Origin of the sequence: Aeromonas sp. QDB30 (assembly GCF_027707645.1) — a bacterium.
Taxonomy (GTDB): domain Bacteria; phylum Pseudomonadota; class Gammaproteobacteria; order Enterobacterales; family Aeromonadaceae; genus Aeromonas; species Aeromonas caviae.
This window is the reverse complement of the sequence record NZ_JAPCIY010000017.1, coordinates 19,220-37,437: the sequence shown is the minus strand read 5'-3', so window position 1 is coordinate 37,437 and position 18,218 is coordinate 19,220. Positions and strand designations below refer to the sequence as shown.

Sequence of the window (18,218 nt, the reverse complement as noted above, 5' to 3'; positions counted from 1 at the left end):
GGGTTGGGGATGAGGGGCAACAAGGCAATGCCCAGACGCAATCCAGGCAAGAGGAGAGCCCCGATGCGACGCCTGTTTATCCAGTTCTATCTGCTGCTGATAGGCTGCTTCACCCTCGCCATTCTGCTCATCGGGCTGGTCTATCAGGTCAGTGCAGAGCGGGCGGGGGACCGTTATCTGGAGCGGATGATGCAAGGCTCCCTCGGCCTGCTCACTGGCGAGCTGGCCCGGCTGCCGCCGGAACACTGGGCCACCCGCACCGGCGAGCAGAGCCGCCAGCTCAATCTGCCGCTGCAGATCGGCGTCCTCGCCAACCAGCCCCTGGCCAGCGAGGATCAGGCCTTCCTCGAGGCGGGCAACATCGTCATCGTCGAAGAGGATGACACCTTCCTGCAGCGCATCCCGAACACCGACAAGGTGCTGATCGTCGGCCCTGTCCCCTACCTCTCCTACCTGCACGAGCTGCACTGGGTGGACGTGGGGCTGCTGCTGCTCATCGGCCTTTCCCTCGGCCTGCCCATCCTGCTCTGGCTGCGCCCCCACTGGCGCGGCCTGCAACAGCTCGAACAGACCGCCCGCCGGGTCGGCGACGGGGATCTCTCCTGTCGCACCGGTTTGCCGCCCGGCAGCAGCCTGGGCCGGGTCGGCCGCACCTTCGACCAGATGGCGGAGCAGTTGCAGGCCATGCTGGCCAGTCGCAAGCAGTTGACCGACGCCATCGCCCACGAGCTGCGCTCCCCCCTGGTGCGGCTGCGCTATCGCCTCGCCATGCTGGCCGAGCCTCCCTCACCCGAGGAGCAGCAGGGACTGGAGCGGGACCTCGGCGCCCTCGATGCCCTCATCGAGGAGATGCTGACCTATGCCAGGCTCGATCGCCCCGAACTGCCGCTGCAATGCAGCGATCTGGAGCTCGGCAGCTGGGCCGGCAGCCGCCTGGCCGACTGGCAGGCCCTGCGACCGGACAAGCGGCTCGGCTTCGTGCGCCCGGCCATGGCTCTGCCCTGGCGCGGCGACACCCGATTGCTGGACCGGGCGCTGGAGAACCTCATCGGCAACGCCCTGCGCCATGCCACCAGCCAGGCAAGCCTCTGCATAGCGCGACAGGGGGACGACTATCTGCTGGAGGTGGCCGACGATGGCCCCGGCATCGATCCCGCGCTGGCCCCGCAAATCTTCGAGCCCTTCGTGCGCCTGGATCAGAGCCGGGACAGACGCACCGGCGGCGCCGGGCTGGGGCTGGCCATCGTGCGCAGCATCGCCCACCACCATGGCGGCGAGGTGCAACTGCTGCCAAGCAGCAGCGGTGCCCGTTTCTGCCTGACCCTGCCCGTACATTTGGATACAAACCGTCACCAGTCGCTCACTGAACCGCAGGTCGAACAGCCCTAGGATGAAGTCATGGAGAAACGCTCCATGTCATCAAACCGAACGAGGAACTGGAATATGAACAAGCTGATCCCCCTGACTCTGGCCGCTGTCTTCGCCCTGACCTCCGGCTTCACCATGGCCGCCACCCCGACCAAGGCCGCCGCTCCCCACGCCACCCAGACCAAGGTCGTGAAAAAGCATCACAAGGCTGCCCACGCCAAGGCGCCGGCCGTCAAGGTTGCCCCCAAGACCAAGTAAGCTGCCCGCTTCCGCCATGAAAGAGGGGCCCCCGACAGGGGGCCCCTTCTGTTTTTGCGCGCTTGCCGTGACTCAACCCAGCATGTAATCCCCTGGCAGTTCGATGCGGGCCACCCCGGAGGCAACCGCCGCCAGCGCCACGGCACGGGCAACCCGCGGCAGCAGGCGGGCATCCATGGGCTTGGGAATGACGTAATCCTTGCCGAAGGCGAGTTCACTCACGCCAGCGGCGGTCAGCACCTCGGCGGGAACCGGCTCCTTGGCCAGAGCCCGGATCGCCTCCACTGCCGCAATCTTCATGGCATCGTTGATGCGGCTGGCACGGGCGTCGAGGGCGCCGCGGAAGATGAAGGGGAAGCAGAGCACGTTGTTGATCTGGTTCGGGTAGTCCGAGCGGCCGGTTCCCATGATGAGATCCCCGCGCACTCCGTGAGCCAGGGCAGGCTTGATCTCGGGGTCCGGGTTGGAACAGGCAAAGATCACCGGGTTGGGGGCCATCAGGGCCACCGCCTCGGCAGGCAGTACGTCCGGGCCGGAGACGCCGACGAAGACGTCAGCCCCGTCGATGACATCCATCAGAGTGCGCAGAGGGGTGTCGTTGGCGAAACGCTGCTTGTACTGGTTCAGATCGGTGCGGCCGCTGTGGATCACACCCTGGCGGTCCAGCATGAAGATGTTGTGCGGCGCAGCCCCGCACTTGATCAGCAGATCCATGCAGGCGGTGGCGGCGGCACCGGCGCCCATGCAGACGATGCGGCTGGTGCCAATCTCCTTGCCCTGCACTTCCAGCGCGTTGAGCAGCCCGGCGGCGGTGACGATGGCGGTACCGTGCTGGTCATCGTGGAACACCGGGATGTCGCAGCGGGCGATCAGCGCCTCTTCAATCTCGAAGCACTCGGGGGCCTTGATGTCTTCCAGGTTGATGCCGCCAAAGGTGTCGGCGATGGCGGCCACCGTATCGATGAACTGGGCGCTGGTCTCGTGCTTCACCTCGATGTCGATGGCGTCGATGCCGGCAAAGCGCTTGAACAGCAGGGCCTTGCCCTCCATCACCGGCTTGGAGGCCAGCGGGCCCAGATTGCCCAGCCCCAGGATGGCTGTGCCGTTGGAGATGACGGCCACCAGGTTGCCCTTGCCGGTGTAGCGGTAGGCATCGGCCGGATTGGCGGCGATCTCGCGTACCGGTTCGGCTACGCCCGGGCTGTAGGCCAGCGCCAGATCGCGAGCGGTCTCGGCGGGCTTGGTGAGGGCGATGGCGATTTTGCCCGGAACGGGTTGGGCGTGGTAGTCGAGTGCCTGTTGGCGGAGATCGTGCTGCTGATCGGACATGGGGGACCCCGATACGGAAATGAATGAGTGATGCGTTGGCTCGCCAGCGGGCGAGGGCTGAGGATCATAAAGAAATCCCCCGCCCTTTCACAGCATAAAATATCGCTGGATAGCAATGACACGCTAGTCAGTAGCATGTCATGCCACCCATAATTACCCAATTAGTTATAGATTCGATTTCAATCCATGACTGGAATGCCGGCTTTTGCCTCTGCCTGCCGGGCGATGGCCTCCGTCATCCCCTGGAAGATGAAGAGGTGAAACGGCAGCATGGCGAGCCAGTAGGCCAGCCCCCAGGCCCCCTGCGGATGCCAGTGGGCCGTCACCCGCAGCCGGGTCAGGCCGGACTCCAGGGGCTGAATGTTGAACTCCAGCCGACCGACGCCGGGGGCCTTCATGTTGAACAGCAGATCCAGCCTGCGTCCTTCATCCACCCCGAGGATCTGCCAGGAGTCCAGCATGTCCCCCTTCACGAAGCGATCCGGGTTGGTACGCCCCCGGGTCCGGGCCGGGCCGCCGATCAGGTGATCCATCCATTCGCGCACCACCCACAGCTCGTTCATGTAGAAGTAGCGCTGCTCACCCCCCAGCTGCTGCAACACCTGCCACACCACCTCGGGGGCGGCGAGGCAATCCGCCTCCCCGCTGGCGGTACGGTCGTAGAAGCCATACTCGGGATGACGCCAGCGCAGACCCAGGGGCGTCTCCTCCCCGTGCTGCTCGGCACCGAGCCTCTGCTCCAGCGCCAGGCTCTCCGCCAGCGCCTCATCGAAGCTGAGCAGATGCTGGGGCAGCAGGGCGCGCAAGGGGCCGTCATCCGCCGGGATGTCGTGCTTGAGCCCCCCCACCAGCGCCTTGGCGATGGGTTGGGGAACCGAGGTGGCGAACTGCAGCCACCAGGCGGAGAGCCGGGGGCTCAAAAAAGGTATCGGAATGATGGGGCAGCGTTTGCCGATGTGGGCGGCGAACTTCTGGAGCTGCTGCTGGTAGCTGAGCAGCTCGGGGCCGGCCGCATTGAAGATCTGGCCATCCACCCCGTCGGCTTCCACCAGCCCGCCCAGATAGTGCAAGAGGTTGGAGAGGGCGATGGGGGGCGTGCGGGAACGCACCCACTTGGGCGTCACCATCATGGGCAGGTTGTACACCAGATCCCGCATCACCTCGAACGCCGCCGAGCCGGGGCCTATGATGATGCCGGCACGCAGCTCTACCGTGGGCACCCCTGCGCTGCGAAACAGCTCCCCACAGTAGCGCCGGGAGTTGAGGTGGCGACTGTTGCAGGGCTCGGGCTGGATGGCCCCGAGATAGACGATGCGGCGCACCCCGGCGGCACGGGCGGCAGCGGCGAAGTTCTTCACTCCCTGCTGCTCCAGCCGGTGAAAACCGGCCCCCGCCCCCATGGCGTGTACCAGATAGAAGACGGTGTCGACCCCCGCCAGCGCAGGGGGCAGGGTGGCAGGCTTGAGGCTGTCGGCGAGGCGAAACGCCACCCCCTCCGGCAGACGGCAGGGCCGACGGGCCCCGGCGATGACCCTGTACCCCAGACCCTGCAAATGAGGCACCAGGTAGGATCCTATGTACCCGGCAGCTCCCATCACCAGACATGTGCGCATCGGCTCTTCTCCCTTGGTTGAGCCAACACCATAGGGCAAAGCGGTGAATTACAGAATGGCGGCCAATAAAAAAGGCACCCGATGGGCGCCTTTTTCAGAATTCTTCAGAAGCAAGATTACTTCTTGGAGGTCAAGCCACCGAAACGCTTGTTGAACTTGTCTACGCGGCCGCCGCTAGAAACTTCTTTCTGCTTGCCGGTGTAGAACGGGTGGCACTCGGAGCACACGTCCAGGTTCAGATCTTTACCGATGGTAGAGAAGGTGTTGATGACGTTACCGCAAGAGCACTTGGCGGTGATGGCTACGTAGTCAGGATGGATACCAGCTTTCATGGACAACCTCAATTATCAGGCCGTGTCGCCATCCGATCTCTTGTCGGACACCACACGATTGTTGAACACAGTTTCAAAGGCTGCGAATAATATAGGAAACGCCTGAGATCAGGCAAGTGGCTTCGCAGAAAAAATAGGCAACCCCTGGTGAATTCTTCCCAAACGCTGGATCTGGTTCGTGTGGCTGTGCCGGTGCCGTTACGCCGTCATTTCGACTATCTCTCTCCCCTGCCCTTGCCTGCCCCCGGTTGCCGGGTCGAGATCCCGTTCGGCCCGCAGACCCTGGTCGGTCTGGTGGTGGATCACCCGACCGAGAGCCTGGTCCCCCGCAACAAATTAAAGCCCTTGAAGAGGGTGCTCGACAGCGCCCCCGTGCTGGGGCCCGACATTCTGGCGCTGATGGCCTGGAGCGCCGGTTACTACCAGCACCCGCTGGGGGAGGTACTGCCCCACGCCCTGCCTGTGCTGGTGCGCAAGGGGGAGCCCGCCGCCTATCGGGAGCTGGAGTTCTGGTTTGCCACCGATGCGGGCATGGCCATCGACCTCAACGAGCTCAAGCGGGCGGCCAAGCAGCAGCAGGCCCTCGCCTTGCTGCGCAAGGGGCCGCAGACCCCCTCCGCCCTCAAACAGGAGGAGATCCAGAGCGCAGCCCTCACCGCGCTGGAGAAGAAGGGACTGCTGGAGAAGCGCTCGCTGGAGCCGAGCCATGATGGCGACTGGGCCACCCGCTTCGAGCCGGGTGAGGGGCTGCGCCTCAACGGCGAGCAGGCGCTGGCGGTGGCCGCCGTCACCAGCCAGAGCAACAAGTTCGGTGCCTTCCTGCTGGACGGCATCACGGGCTCCGGCAAGACCGAGGTTTACCTCAGCATCCTCGAGCCCCTGCTCAAGGCGGGCAAGCAGGCGCTGGTGATGGTGCCGGAAATCGGCCTCACCCCCCAGACCATCAACCGCTTTCGCCGCCGCTTCAACGTGCCCGTGGTGGCAATGAACTCCGCCATGAACGACAGGGAACGGCTCGACGCCTGGCTCGCCTGCCGCGACGGTGGTGCCGCCATTCTGATCGGCACCCGATCCGCGGTGTTCACGCCGTTCAAGGACCTCGGCATCATCATCATCGACGAGGAGCACGACGGCTCCTTCAAGCAACAGGACGGCTTTCGCTACCACGCGCGGGATCTGGCGGTGATGCGGGCCCATCGCGCCGGCATTCCCATCCTGCTTGGATCTGCCACCCCGTCGCTGGAGACGCTGCACAACGCCCGCAGCGGCAAGTATCACCACCTCACGCTCACTCGCCGCGCCGGCAACGCCCAGACCGCTCGCCAGGTGATCCTCGACATCAAGAACGTGCGGCTGCAGGCGGGGCTCTCCCCCCAGCTGGAACAGCTGATGGCCGAGCACCTGGCGGCGGGCAACCAGGTGATGCTGTTTCTCAACCGTCGTGGCTATGCCCCGGCTCTTATCTGCCACCAGTGCGGCTGGAGTGCCGCCTGCGAGCGCTGTGACGCCTGGTACACCTGGCACCAGGCCGGGCGGCGGCTGCACTGCCACCACTGCGACAGCGTGCGCCCGCTGCCCCACCACTGTCCCGAGTGTGGCAGCAACGAGCTGATCGGCTCCGGGATCGGCACAGAGCAGCTGGAGCAACTGCTTGGCACCGTGTTCCCGCAATATCCGGTGGTGCGCATCGACCGGGACAACACCCGCCGCAAGGGGGAGCTGGAGACGCACCTCGGCGACATCAAGGCGGGCAAGTACAAGATCCTGATCGGCACCCAGATGCTGGCCAAGGGCCACCACTTCCCGGACGTGACGCTAGTGGGCCTGCTGGACGTGGATGGCGCCCTGTTCAGCGCCGATTTTCGCGCCGCCGAGAAGCTGGCCCAGCTCTACACCCAGGTGGCGGGCCGGGCTGGTCGCGCCAGCAAACCGGGGCTGGTGGTGCTGCAGAGCCACCATCCCGAACACGCCCTGCTGCAGGATCTGACCCAGAACGGCTATGGCCACTTCGCCGACACGGCGCTGAAAGAGCGCCGCCTGCTGGGGCTGCCACCGTTCAGCCATCAGGGGCTGTTTCGGGCCGAGGCCAACGGCCGCGACGAGGTACAGCTGTTCCTCAGTCGTCTCGCCGATACCCTGCGCAGCGCCCGCTATCCCCAGGTGCAGGTGCTCGGGCCCATCAGCGGCTTCATGGAGCGCAAGGCGGGCAAGTTTCGCATGCAGCTGCTGGTGCAGGGGCCCAGCCGGGCACCACTGGCCCAGCTGCTCGACTGGGCGGTGAAGGAGCTGGAGGGGTGGCCCGAGACCAAGCGGGTGCGCTGGAGCCTGGATATCGACCCCACGGAACTGAACTAGCGCGGCTCTGCCAGCACGGCCTCCGCCAACACCCTGGCCTGTTCCAGAGCCAGGGGCTGCTGATAGCTGTGGGCCATCACCACGGCCCCTTCCAACAGCAGGCATAACCCGGTGGCCTGCACCTCGGTGCATTCGAGGGCCTCCCTGACCCAGTTCAGCAACGCCCGCTTGTGGGCCACCACCAGCTTGCGCACCGGGTGGCGAGGATCGGAGAACTCGGCGCTCGCGTTGATGAAGTTGCAGCCGTAGAAGTCGCTGCGGCCAAACCAGTCCGCAAAGCCATCGAGCAGCGCCAGCAACCTGGCCTCCCGCCCCGACACCCCATCCATCCTGGCATCGAGCAGGGCAAAGAACTCCGCATCCCGTGCCATCAGCACCGCTTCGATCAAGGCATCCTTGGTGGGGAAGTGGCGATAGAGGGTGCGTTTGGTACTGCCTGCCTCGGCCCAGATGCGATCGATGCCGGTGGCGTGAAAGCCGTGACGATTGAACAACCGATAAGCTGTCGTCATCAGCTGTTGCCGTTTTTCGCTCATGGTGACTTTCCTCTTGAAGTACACCGATCTGTCTACCTAATGTCGCAGGCTGGATCAAGTGATCCGGCACAGACAAGGAGACAGGAGATGGAAACAAGACGATGGCGAAGTGCCTGGCTGGCAGGGCTCGGTGCCTGCCTGGCCATAATGTTGCTCGGCTGGCTGGACATGAGCTGGCAGTCGACCCTGTTGATGGCACCGTTCGGGGCAAGCTGTGTGCTGCTCTTCTCACTGCCGGACAGTCCGCTGGCCCGTCCGCAGAACGTGCTGGGAGGCCACCTGTTATCGGCCACCGTGGGGTTAGTGGTGCAATTGCTACCGCTACCGATGGAACTCAAGCTGGCGCTGGGTGTGGGCCTGTCCATTGCACTCATGCAGGGACTGGGGCTGATCCACCCCCCTGCCGGAGCCAATCCACTGTTGATCCTGCTCACCACCCAGTCCTGGCCTTTCCTCTGGCAAACCGTGCTGCCCGGCGCCTTGCTGCTGATCATGGTGAGTCATTGCGCCAGGCGGCTGCAAACGTCACGACTCACAACCACATAAACAACGAGGGGGCCAAGGCCCCCTCGTTGTTTAATAGCAAGGCAAAGATGGCTTATTCGGCGACCTGGGAGACCCCGGTCAGGCGTACCTCGACCCGGCGATCCGGGGCCAGACAGGCGATCATCTGCGCCTTGGCGCCATCCGGGCAGCTGCCCCCGGTCACGGGCGAAGACTCTCCCCGCCCTTCGGCACGCACCTTGTCGGCAAACAATCCCTTGGCGATGAGATAATCCGCCACCGTGCGGGCACGCTGTTCGGAAAGGGACTGGTTGTAGGCCTCCGAGCCGATGCGGTCGGTATGACCGATCACCGTCGCCACCCCGTCTTTCGGATTGGCTGCCAGGATCTGGGCAAACAGGTTGTCGAGGGCCTGACTGGCGGCTGGCTTCAGGGTCGCCTTGTTGAACTCGAACAGCACATCGGAATCCAGGCTGAACTGCTTCTCCACCAGCACGGGGGCCGGGGCGGGCGCAGGTTCGGGCGCAGGCGTTGGTGCCACCGGCTCGTCCCCGATCTGGCCGAAGCGATAGAGCATGCCGACCGACAGCAGGCCGTTGTCCATCTCGATGCCTGACTCGTCGAGGGAAGTCTTCCCAAGGGGGGTGGTGTACTGGTATTCGAGGCGGGCGGCCCAATCCTTGTCGATGGCGTATTCGACCCCCAGCGCCCCGACAAAGGCGGCACCATGATATTTGTTGCCCTCATGGGATTCGGAGAGGCTGCTGGTGCCATCGCTGGCCCTGACGTTGAGTGAGCTCTCGGTCCAGGCATAGGCCCCCCCGAGACGACCGTAGATATCCAGTGCCGAGGTTGCAGGCAGGATAATCTTCATGGTGGCCTGCACCATCTGGGCCTTGGCCTCGCCATCGAGTGCGAAATCAACCCCGTTGCCCGAGTAGTGCTTGTCCACCTGATACTTGCCGAGCCAGTCATAGCCGAGCTCAATCGCCACGTTTCTGTTCACCTGATAACCGGCAAACAGCCCCAGACCGAGATCATCGCTGTTCTCGTTCACCTTGGTCGCATCGAACAGCTCTTCGACCTGAGCGTTGTAATCCACCCCGTAATAATTTGACCAGCCGGCCTTGCCGCCGACATACCAGGTGTTGTCCTGGGCGGCAGCCTGCACCGTCCCTGTTGCCATCAAAGCGCCGATCAGGACGGCGAGCATAGATCTGTTCATGGATGAGCCCCTGCAATGAATTGTTATGACGCGGCTGCGTCTCTCTTCCCTGACGGGGCCCTGAACCCAAGCCCCGCATTCAGATTATCCCATCTGCAACCAGCCTCAAACGACCAGGGACTCAGGAGTGTGATATTGGCGACATTATCGGCCACCGTGCCCCCAATCATGGGGGCCGGCGCGTTGCCCATAAAAAAACGAAGAGCCGGGCTCTTCGTTTTTCATCTGGCAAGGGGATGGCTCCCCGCTCACTGACTGCCCTGGCTCGCCAGGAACAGGCGGTAGGCGGGATCCTCGCTCACCTCTTTCCAGCCGTAGCCAATCTCGTGCAGGTAGTCGTGGAAAGCCGCCACGTCCTCGTCCGGCAGCTCGAAGGCGCAGAGCACCCGTCCGTAGTCGGCGCCGTGGTTGCGGTAGTGGAACAGGCTGATGTTCCAGCGGCAGCCCAGGGTCTCGAGGAAGCGCATCAGGGCACCCGGCTGCTCCGGAAACTTGAAGCTGTAGAGGCGTTCACCGAGGGGCCGGGCCGGGCGGCCGCCAATCATGTAGCGCACGTGGTTCTTGGCCAGCTCGCTCTCGGTCATGTTGACCACCGGATAACCGTTGCCGCCGAGTTGATCGATGATCTGGCCCAGCTCCTCGTCACCGCCGGTGAGGCGCACCGAGACGAACAGCGACGCCTGCTCGGCATCGGCGTAGCGGTAGTTGAACTCGGTCACCATGCGGGGCCCCAGCTGACGGCAGAAGTCGAGGAAGGCCCCCTTGCGCTCGGGGATGGTCACCGCCAGCATGCCCTCGCGCTTCTCGCCGATCTCGCAGCGCTCGGAGACGTAGCGCAGGCTGTGGAAGTTGACGTTGGCGCCGGACAGAATGGCCGCCATCCGCCCCCCTTTCACCTGCTCTCGCTCGCTGTAAGCCTTGAGTCCCGCCAGGGACAAGGCCCCCGACGGCTCGGCGATGGCGCGGCAGTCGTCGAAGATGTCTTTGAGCGCGGCGCAGATCTGGTCGTTGGAGACGGTCACCACCTCGTCCAGATACTGGTTGCACAGCCGGAAGGTCTCCTCGCCGATGCGCTTGACCGCCACCCCGTCCGCAAACAGGGAGACCCGGTCCAGATTGACCGGCTCGCCAGCCGCCAGCGCCGCCTTGAGGCAGGCGGACCCCTCCGCCTCCACCCCGATCACCTTCACATCCGGCAGCAGCTGCTTGATGTAGACCGCCACCCCGGCGGCCAGGCCGCCGCCGCCCACCGGCACGAAGACGTGGGTGAGGTGGGTATCCTGCTCCAGCAGCTCCTTGCCGATGGTGCCCTGGCCGGCGATCACCTCGACGTCGTCGAACGGCGGGATCAGGGTGTAGCCCTCCAACTCGGCGAGTCGGCGGCTCTCGCCGTAGGCCTCATCGAAGCTGTTGCCAAACAGCATGACGTTGCCGCCCTGACGGCGCACCGCGTCGATCTTGATGTCCGGCGTGGTCTTGGGCATCACGATGATCGCCTTGATGCCGAGCTTGGCGGCCGACAGGGCAACCCCCTGGGCGTGGTTGCCGGCAGAGGCGGCGATGACGCCGCGTTCTTTCTGCTCCTGGGTCAGGGTGGCGATCTTGTGGTAGGCGCCGCGCAGCTTGAAGGAGTGAACCGGTTGCAAATCCTCCCGCTTCAGGCTGACGTGATTGCCGAGCCGCTCGGAGAGTTTCTTCAGGGTTTGCAAAGGGGTGACCCTCGCCGCCTCGTAGACGGGGGAGAGCAGTACCTTGCGTAGATAATCCGCCGCAGAGACCATGGTTTATACCCCCGTCTCGTGGCGAAGGGCGCGCAATGCGCCCATATCATGACAGTTCATCCTCTCACTCCCCCAGCAGTGTGCGATCGCGCACCGCGCCCTTGTCGGCGCTGGTGGCGAACATAGCGTAGGCACGCAGGGCAAAGGAGACCTCGCGCTGACGATCGACCGGCTTCCAGCCACGGGCAGAGACGGCGGCGCGGCGAGTGGCCAGCACGCTGTCGGCCACCTCCAGCACCATGCTGCGGGCCGGGATGTCGATGTTGATGATGTCGCCATCCTCCACCAGACCGATAGTGCCACCAGAGGCCGCCTCCGGGGAGACATGGCCGATGGAGAGACCCGAGGTACCGCCGGAGAAGCGACCGTCGGTGATGAGGGCACACGCCTTGCCCAATCCCATGGACTTGAGATAGGTGGTGGGATAGAGCATCTCCTGCATGCCGGGGCCCCCTTTCGGGCCCTCGTAGCGGATCACCACCACTTCACCGGCTTTCACCGTGCCGTCCAGGATGCCGCTCACCGCGCTCTCCTGGCTCTCGAATACCCGGGCCGGGCCGCGGAAGGTAAGGTTCTCCTCGTCCACCCCGGCGGTCTTGACGATGGCCCCGTTGAGGGCGAGGTTGCCAGAGAGGACCGCCAGGCCACCTTCCTGGCTGTAGGCGTGATCGAAGGAGCGGATGCACCCCTCGGCGCGGTCCAGATCCAGCTCGGGCCAGCGGCAATCCTGACTGAACGCCTTGGTGGTACGGATGCCGGCAGGACCTGCACGGTAGAAGTCGTGAACCCCCTTGTCATTGCTGCGGCTGACGTCATATTCGGCCAGCAGCTCCACCAGGGAAGTGCCCAGCACGTTGCGGGTATCCCCGTGCACCAGGCCCGCTTTTTCCAGCTGACCCAGGATGGCGACCACGCCGCCGGCGCGGTGCACGTCTTCCATGTGGTACTTCTGGGTGGAGGGCGCCACCTTGCAGAGCTGGGGCACCTTGCGGGACATGCGGTCGATGTCGGCCATGGTGAAGTCGACGCCCGCCTCCTGGGCTGCCGCCAGCAGGTGCAGCACGGTGTTGGTGGACCCCCCCATGGCGATGTCGAGCGCCATGGCGTTCTCGAACGCCGCCTTGGTGGCGATGTTGCGCGGCAGTGCCGAGGCATCGTCCTGCTCATACCAGCGCTTGGCCAGAGTGACGATGCGCTGGCCCGCCAGCTTGAACAGTTGCTCACGATCGGCGTGGGTCGCCAGCAGGGAGCCATTGCCCGGCTGGGAGAGACCCAGTGCCTCGGTCAGGCAGTTCATGGAGTTGGCGGTGAACATGCCGGAGCAGGAGCCGCAGGTGGGGCAGGCGCTGCGCTCGATCTGATCGCTCTGTGCGTCGGAGACCTTGGGGTCGGCGCCCTGGATCATGGCGTCCACCAGATCCAGCTTGATGAGCTGGTCGGAGAGCTTGGTCTTGCCCGCTTCCATGGGGCCGCCGGAGACGAAGATCACCGGGATGTTAATGCGCAGGGCAGCCATCAGCATCCCGGGGGTGATCTTGTCGCAGTTGGAGATGCAGACCATGGCGTCGGCGCAGTGGGCGTTGACCATGTACTCCACCGAGTCGGCAATCAGCTCGCGCGACGGCAGCGAGTAAAGCATGCCACCGTGGCCCATGGCGATGCCGTCATCCACGGCGATGGTGTTGAACTCCTTCGCGACCCCGCCAGCCGCCTCGATTTCGCGGGCGACCAGCTGGCCCAGATCCTTGAGGTGGACGTGGCCCGGCACGAACTGGGTGAAAGAGTTGACCACGGCGATGATGGGCTTGCCGAAATCCTGATCGGTCATGCCGGTGGCACGCCAGAGGGCGCGGGCCCCGGCCATGTTACGTCCGTGGGTGGTGGTGGCGGATCTCAACTTCGGCATTGTCTCTACTCCCTGAATGCCCCTGGGGCGCATTGTCTTTCAACATGAATGTGTGATTCGCGGATCGGGAATCGATCCTGGTGAAGGCACCTCGGGGAGCCTTCACCGGAAGCGACTCGGGGAGACGTGACGCCTCCCCGCTCTCATCAGTCGTTGACCGGCGTCAGCCAGCCCCACTTGTCTTCGGTCTTGCCGTTGAACAGGCCGAAGAAGGCGTTCTGCAACTGCTCGGTCACCGGGCCACGGCAACCGGCGCCCACCTTCATCCGATCCACCGAGCGTACCGGGGTCACCTCGGCGGCGGTGCCGGTCATAAAGATTTCGTCTGCGACGTACAGCGCTTCACGGGGCAGCGCCTGCTCGCGTACCTCGTAACCCAAGTCGCGCGCCAGCGTCATGATGGTGTCGCGGGTGATGCCGGGCAGGATGGCGGCGGTGGCGGGCGGGGTGAACAGCACGCCGTTCTTCACCAGAAACAGGTTCTCCCCCGCCCCTTCGCTCAGGTAGCCGTTCACGTCCAGCGCCAGCCCCTCGGCGAAGCCGTTGCGCTTGGCCTCGCGGCTGATGAGCTGGGAAGAGAGATAGTTGCCCCCCGCCTTGGCACCGGTCGGGATGGTGTTGGGAGCGAGCCGGTTCCAGGAGGTGACGCACACATCCACCCCGTTTTTCAGCCCCTCTTCTCCGAGGTAGGCGCCCCAGGGCAGGGCCGCGACCATGAGGTCGGCCTTGGCATCCAGCGGCGGATGCAGCCCCAGCCCCACGTTGCCGACAAAGGCCAGCGGGCGCAGGTAGCCGCTCTTCAGGCCGTTCTCGCGCACCACGGTGCGGCAGGCTTCATTCACTTCGGTCTCGCTGTAGGGGACGTCCATCCAGTAGATCTTGGCGGAGTCGAACAGGCGGCGGGTGTGCTCCTGCAGGCGGAAGATGCAGGTCCCCTTGGGAGTGTCATAGGCCCGCACCCCCTCGAACACCGAGGATCCGTAGTGCAGGGCATGGCTCATGACATGCACCTGGGCATCCTGCCAGGGGACCAGCTTGCCGTTGAACCAGATGTATTGGGGGTGGGCGGCGGATTGGGAAGGCTGTGACATTGGCTTGGCTCCTTAAGCTCTGATCCGGGGTTGCTGTTCCAGTGCATCGACCCGGGAGACATCCACCAGCTTCACCAGCTGGCTCCACAACTGCTGGATGGGACGTACCGATTCGACAGTAACCGTGATCCGCAGCTGTTGGCAATCCTGCTCCATGTTGAGGGCGCAGAGATTGAAACCGCGGTGACGGACCACCCGCAGCACCCGTTCCATCACTTCGGGTCTGGGTTGGGCATGGATTTCCAGGGTGCTGGTATTGAGCTGGTTCATGGGCGTTGCTCCATCATCTTGTGGTTGGCGACTCCTGGCGGAACCAGGGGCCAGACATTTTCTTCCTCTGAAATAGCCACATGCAGCAGATAGGCACTCTCGCTCGCCAGCAGGCGATCCAGTGCCGGACCTATCTCTTCCTTGCATGTGATGGTCTCGCCGGGAATGCCGAAGGCGGCAGCCAGGGCGACGAAATCGGGGTTGTCGGACAGATTGGTCTCGCTGTAGCGACCGTCGAAGAACAGCTCCTGCCATTGGCGCACCATGCCGAGGCGCTGGTTGTCCAGCAGCACCATCTTCACCTTTAGCCGGGCCCGGCGGATGGTGCCGAGCTCCTGCACGTTCATCATGAAGGAGCCGTCCCCGCTCACCAGCACCACCTCGTCATCGGGGCGCGACATCTTGGCGCCGATGGCGGCGGGCAGGCCGAAGCCCATGGTGCCGAGGCCGGCACTGGAGAGGTGGTTGCGCGGGCTGGTGAAACGCATGTGCTGGGCCACCCACATCTGGTGCTGACCCACGTCGCAGGCCACCACGCTGGTGTCAGGCAGCTGGCTTGAAAGCTCTTTGAGCAGAGCCGGGGCGTAGATGGCCTGACCCGGATGGTCGTAGCGGAAGGCGTATTCCCGAGCCATGGTGGCGCAGTGCTCGCGCCAGGGGTCGAGGGTCAGCGTCATCGCCAGGGCGGGCAGCACACGCTTGAGATCCGTGGTGATCCCCACATCGGCGGCGCGGCGCTTGCCGAACTCGGCGGCGTCCACATCCAGGTGGATCACCTTCGCCTCGGGGGCAAATTCCTCCAGCTTGCCGGTCACCCGATCATCGAAACGGGCGCCTACCACCACCAGCAGATCGCACTGCTGTACCGCCAGGTTGGCGGCCTTGGTACCGTGCATGCCGAGCATGCCCAGATAAACGGGGCTGTCGGGGTCGAGGGCACCTATCCCCTTGAGGGTGGTGACCGCCGGCATCCCCGTGGTGGCGGCAAAGTCGCGCAGCTGCTGCTCGGCATTGGCCATGCCCACCCCACCACCGACGTAGAGTACCGGACGCTCGGCACCGGCCAGCAGGGTGCGGGCGGCCGTCAGCTCGGCCTGATTCAGGGGCTCGGGTTCCTCCACGGCAAACAGCGGGCTTTGAGAAGGAACGGCGGCCAGCTGCACATCCTTGGGCAGGTCGATGAGCACGGGACCCGGACGCCCTTCGGTGGCGATGGCGAAGGCTTCGGCAATGACCCGTCCCAGATCCGCCGGGTCCGTCACCATGAAGGAGTGCTTGGTGCAGGAAAGGGACATGCCGAGCACGTCCACTTCCTGAAAGGCATCGGTACCGACGGCGGCGCAGGGCACCTGGCCGCTGATGGCCACCAGCGGTACCGAATCGAGCAGTGCCTCCGCGAGGCCGGTGACCAGGTTGGTGGCGCCGGGGCCAGAGGTAGCGATGCAGACCCCCACCTGACCGGAAGCGCGGGCATAACCCACCGCAGCCATGGCGGCACCCTGCTCGTGGCGGCAGAGCTGATGGGCCAGGCCACCGTCATACAGGGCGTCGTAGACCGGCATGATGGCTCCGCCCGGGTAACCAAACACCTGGGTCACACCCTGTTTCTTGAGAGCCTGTACCAAAAACTGCGCGCCGTTCATGTGGAAAATCCTGTCCTTTGGTCGAAAAAAAACCCCCGGGCCGTGAGGCTCGGGGGTCGCTTGTTTCGTTCTGTCCGGTGGTGGGTCTATCCCTTGTTCCGTGCAGCCAAACGAGCCCCGAGCGGTGAGATAATAATCACCACTAGGACCACAATAATGCTGACGAAACGGGAGGCCATGTTCATAGTTACAACCGGAAATCCTGTGAAATGGGAGCGGAGCTTGCCGCGAATGGCTATTAGAACTAGCACGGTGATTTTTATTGGGCAAGCACTTTTTACCTGACAAGACTCTGATTTTAACTGCTCTGAAACCTGACAACTGGAACAAAAAACTAATAAAAAACGATTAACCAGCATATACATCAAACCAAGGACGGTATTTATGTCATTAGCTGTTGTTTATAGCCGTGCCAGCCTGGGGATAGCGGCGCCGCAAGTCACTGTGGAAGTGCACCTCTCCAACGGCCTGCCCGCCTTCAACATGGTGGGGTTGCCGGAAACCTCGGTGAAAGAGTCGCGGGATCGGGTGCGCAGCGCCCTGCTCAACGGCAATTTCGAATTTCCGGCCAAGCACATCACGGTCAACCTGGCCCCTGCGGATCTGCCCAAAGAGGGGGGCCGCTTCGACCTGGCCATCGCCATCGGCATTCTCGCCGCATCCAAGCAGATACCCGCAAAATACCTGCTCGATCACGAATTTTTAGGGGAATTGGCCCTGACGGGCGAGATCCGCCCCGTGCTTGGGGTGCTCCCCTCGGTGCTCGCCTGCCGCGACGCAGGGCGCACCCTGCTGGTCCCACGGGAGAACGGTCCGGAGGCTTCCCTCATCCAGGATGCCGAGGTGCGCACCGCCCACCAGCTGCTGGCGGTCACCGCCTGGCTGGCGGGCCAGTACGAACTGCCGCTGCCGGAACCCCAGAGCGCGGAGACCCTGCCCGACGTGCCGGATCTGCAGGATGTGATCGGTCAGTCCCAGGCGAAGCGGGCGCTGGAGATCGCCGCAGCTGGCAGCCACAACCTGCTGTTCATCGGCCCCCCCGGCACCGGCAAGAGCATGTTGGCCAGCCGTCTGCCCGGCATTCTGCCACCGCTGAGCGAACAGGAGGCGCAGCAGACCGCAGCCATTCACTCCATCGGCGGCCTCACCCCCCGCGCAGGCCACTGGCACCACAGGCCGTATCGCACGCCCCATCACAGCGCCTCGGCAGTGGCGCTGGTGGGCGGGGGTACCCATCCCAGGCCTGGCGAAATTTCCCTCGCCCACAACGGGGTCCTGTTTCTGGATGAACTGCCGGAGTTCGAGCGCAAGGTGCTCGACTCCCTTCGCGAGCCGCTGGAAACCGGGCACATCACCATCAGTCGTGCCGCCCGCCAGGTGGATTTTCCCGCCCGCTTCCAACTGGTGGGTGCCATGAATCCCAGCCCCTGCGGCCATTATGGCGACGGCCAGACCCGCTCCAGCCCGGATCAGATCCTGCGCTATCTGGGCAAGCTCTCCGGCCCCTTTCTCGACAGGTTCGATCTGACGGTAGAGGTCCCGCTCTTGCCCAGGGGGAGCCTGACCGGCAAGGCGGAGCGGGGGGAATCGAGCCAGCAGATACGCGAACGGGTGCTGGGGGCGCGAGAGCGCATGCTGAGTCGCAGCGGAAAACTCAACAATCTGCTGGATAGTCGTGAAATCGAAGATGTTTGCAGATTATCGCCACAGGATGCTGAGTTTCTGGAGGGTGCAATCCAGAAGCTGGGGCTCAGCATCCGGGCCTGGCACCGCATCCTGCGGGTATCGCGCACCATCGCCGATCTGGCGGGACACGCCACCATCGAGAGAGCGCATCTGATCGAAGCCCTGGGCTATCGTGCCATGGACAGGCTGTTGTCACGGCTGCGCGGGGGCCAGTGAGCGGGGGAACGGCAGCAGACACCTCCCGACCCGGAAAGGGCGCCACCATGGTCTAGTCGTGGGCCGGCTGATATTATGGCAACAGATCTGACCACTTGGTTGCCA

The 18,218-nt window shown here is 64.3% G+C and carries 15 protein-coding genes; 5 read left to right on the top strand and 10 right to left on the bottom strand.

Going from position 1 to position 18,218, the window contains the following annotated elements:
- Positions 1 to 63: 63 nt before the first annotated feature.
- Both rstB and PG896_RS07705 read left to right on the top strand, forming a co-directional pair.
- Positions 64 to 1,389, top strand: coding sequence for a two-component system sensor histidine kinase RstB (rstB, locus tag PG896_RS07710; protein WP_270835580.1), 1,326 nt, complete (start codon positions 64 to 66; stop codon positions 1,387 to 1,389).
- Positions 1,390 to 1,443: 54 nt separating this feature from the next.
- Positions 1,444 to 1,626 carry a hypothetical protein gene (locus PG896_RS07705; protein WP_010676075.1) on the top strand — a complete coding sequence of 61 codons (183 nt, stop codon included), beginning with the start codon at positions 1,444 to 1,446 and terminating at the stop codon, positions 1,624 to 1,626.
- 72 nt (positions 1,627 to 1,698) lie between these two features.
- Here PG896_RS07705 and PG896_RS07700 read toward each other — a convergent pair whose 3' ends face one another.
- From PG896_RS07700 to rpmE, 3 genes are all read right to left on the bottom strand, one after another.
- On the bottom strand, positions 1,699 to 2,955 hold the full coding sequence (locus PG896_RS07700; protein ID WP_045522880.1) for a malic enzyme-like NAD(P)-binding protein: 1,257 nt from the start codon (positions 2,953 to 2,955) through the stop codon (positions 1,699 to 1,701).
- Between the two features lie 179 nt (positions 2,956 to 3,134).
- Positions 3,135 to 4,568, bottom strand: a complete 1,434-nt coding sequence (locus tag PG896_RS07695) for a DUF2867 domain-containing protein (protein ID WP_010676077.1) — start codon at positions 4,566 to 4,568, stop codon at positions 3,135 to 3,137.
- A 116-nt stretch (positions 4,569 to 4,684) separates the two neighbouring features.
- Positions 4,685 to 4,900 carry a 50S ribosomal protein L31 gene (gene rpmE, locus PG896_RS07690; protein ID WP_010676078.1) on the bottom strand — a complete coding sequence of 72 codons (216 nt, stop codon included), beginning with the start codon at positions 4,898 to 4,900 and terminating at the stop codon, positions 4,685 to 4,687.
- A 147-nt stretch (positions 4,901 to 5,047) separates the two neighbouring features.
- Between rpmE and priA the strand changes: the two genes are divergently transcribed.
- Positions 5,048 to 7,255: a primosomal protein N' gene (priA, locus tag PG896_RS07685; RefSeq protein WP_270835579.1), complete on the top strand. Its 2,208-nt coding sequence runs from the start codon at positions 5,048 to 5,050 to the stop codon at positions 7,253 to 7,255.
- Here the strand turns inward: priA and PG896_RS07680 are convergent.
- The gene (locus tag PG896_RS07680; protein ID WP_043153422.1) at positions 7,252 to 7,791 is read right to left on the bottom strand and encodes a TetR/AcrR family transcriptional regulator; all 540 of its coding nucleotides are present in this window, start codon (positions 7,789 to 7,791) and stop codon (positions 7,252 to 7,254) included. The two genes, priA and PG896_RS07680, sit on opposite strands and share 4 nt — an antisense overlap.
- A gap of 87 nt (positions 7,792 to 7,878) precedes the next feature.
- Here PG896_RS07680 and PG896_RS07675 point away from each other — a divergent pair, with 87 nt between their 5' ends.
- A complete protein-coding gene (locus tag PG896_RS07675; RefSeq protein WP_420703384.1) occupies positions 7,879 to 8,337 on the top strand; it encodes an HPP family protein in 459 nt (152 codons plus the stop codon).
- Positions 8,338 to 8,389: 52 nt separating this feature from the next.
- Here PG896_RS07675 and ompA read toward each other — a convergent pair whose 3' ends face one another.
- From ompA to ilvG, 6 genes are all read right to left on the bottom strand, one after another.
- Positions 8,390 to 9,520 (bottom strand): porin OmpA, encoded by a 1,131-nt coding sequence (gene ompA / locus PG896_RS07670; protein WP_041211986.1) that lies wholly within the window; start codon positions 9,518 to 9,520, stop codon positions 8,390 to 8,392.
- A gap of 248 nt (positions 9,521 to 9,768) precedes the next feature.
- Positions 9,769 to 11,301: a threonine ammonia-lyase, biosynthetic gene (gene ilvA / locus PG896_RS07665; protein ID WP_010676083.1), complete on the bottom strand. Its 1,533-nt coding sequence runs from the start codon at positions 11,299 to 11,301 to the stop codon at positions 9,769 to 9,771.
- A 64-nt stretch (positions 11,302 to 11,365) separates the two neighbouring features.
- Positions 11,366 to 13,207 carry a dihydroxy-acid dehydratase gene (gene ilvD, locus PG896_RS07660; RefSeq protein WP_201871899.1) on the bottom strand — a complete coding sequence of 614 codons (1,842 nt, stop codon included), beginning with the start codon at positions 13,205 to 13,207 and terminating at the stop codon, positions 11,366 to 11,368.
- Between the two features lie 146 nt (positions 13,208 to 13,353).
- On the bottom strand, positions 13,354 to 14,298 hold the full coding sequence (locus PG896_RS07655) for a branched-chain amino acid transaminase (RefSeq protein WP_052815778.1): 945 nt from the start codon (positions 14,296 to 14,298) through the stop codon (positions 13,354 to 13,356).
- Positions 14,299 to 14,310: 12 nt separating this feature from the next.
- Positions 14,311 to 14,568: an acetolactate synthase 2 small subunit gene (gene ilvM, locus PG896_RS07650; protein ID WP_010676086.1), complete on the bottom strand. Its 258-nt coding sequence runs from the start codon at positions 14,566 to 14,568 to the stop codon at positions 14,311 to 14,313.
- Positions 14,565 to 16,211 carry an acetolactate synthase 2 catalytic subunit gene (gene ilvG / locus PG896_RS07645; RefSeq protein ID WP_052815776.1) on the bottom strand — a complete coding sequence of 549 codons (1,647 nt, stop codon included), beginning with the start codon at positions 16,209 to 16,211 and terminating at the stop codon, positions 14,565 to 14,567. The genes ilvM and ilvG overlap by 4 nt, the downstream gene beginning before the upstream one ends.
- Positions 16,212 to 16,595: 384 nt before the next feature.
- On the opposite strand from ilvG, the gene PG896_RS07640 reads away from it, so the two are divergent.
- On the top strand, positions 16,596 to 18,113 hold the full coding sequence (locus PG896_RS07640) for a YifB family Mg chelatase-like AAA ATPase (RefSeq protein ID WP_052815775.1): 1,518 nt from the start codon (positions 16,596 to 16,598) through the stop codon (positions 18,111 to 18,113).
- Positions 18,114 to 18,218: the final 105 nt, after the last annotated feature.

Coding starts and splice junctions, on each gene's coding strand:
- rstB (WP_270835580.1), top strand. CDS start 64: ATGCGACGCCTGTTTATCCAGTTCTATCTGCTGCTGATAGGCTGCTTC.
- PG896_RS07705 (WP_010676075.1), top strand. CDS start 1,444: ATGAACAAGCTGATCCCCCTGACTCTGGCCGCTGTCTTCGCCCTGACC.
- PG896_RS07700 (WP_045522880.1), bottom strand. CDS start 2,955: ATGTCCGATCAGCAGCACGATCTCCGCCAACAGGCACTCGACTACCAC.
- PG896_RS07695 (WP_010676077.1), bottom strand. CDS start 4,568: ATGCGCACATGTCTGGTGATGGGAGCTGCCGGGTACATAGGATCCTAC.
- rpmE (WP_010676078.1), bottom strand. CDS start 4,900: ATGAAAGCTGGTATCCATCCTGACTACGTAGCCATCACCGCCAAGTGC.
- PG896_RS07680 (WP_043153422.1), bottom strand. CDS start 7,791: ATGAGCGAAAAACGGCAACAGCTGATGACGACAGCTTATCGGTTGTTC.
- PG896_RS07675 (WP_420703384.1), top strand. CDS start 7,879: ATGGAAACAAGACGATGGCGAAGTGCCTGGCTGGCAGGGCTCGGTGCC.
- ompA (WP_041211986.1), bottom strand. CDS start 9,520: ATGAACAGATCTATGCTCGCCGTCCTGATCGGCGCTTTGATGGCAACA.
- ilvA (WP_010676083.1), bottom strand. CDS start 11,301: ATGGTCTCTGCGGCGGATTATCTACGCAAGGTACTGCTCTCCCCCGTC.
- ilvD (WP_201871899.1), bottom strand. CDS start 13,207: ATGCCGAAGTTGAGATCCGCCACCACCACCCACGGACGTAACATGGCC.
- PG896_RS07655 (WP_052815778.1), bottom strand. CDS start 14,298: ATGTCACAGCCTTCCCAATCCGCCGCCCACCCCCAATACATCTGGTTC.
- ilvM (WP_010676086.1), bottom strand. CDS start 14,568: ATGAACCAGCTCAATACCAGCACCCTGGAAATCCATGCCCAACCCAGA.
- ilvG (WP_052815776.1), bottom strand. CDS start 16,211: ATGAACGGCGCGCAGTTTTTGGTACAGGCTCTCAAGAAACAGGGTGTG.
- PG896_RS07640 (WP_052815775.1), top strand. CDS start 16,596: ATGTCATTAGCTGTTGTTTATAGCCGTGCCAGCCTGGGGATAGCGGCG.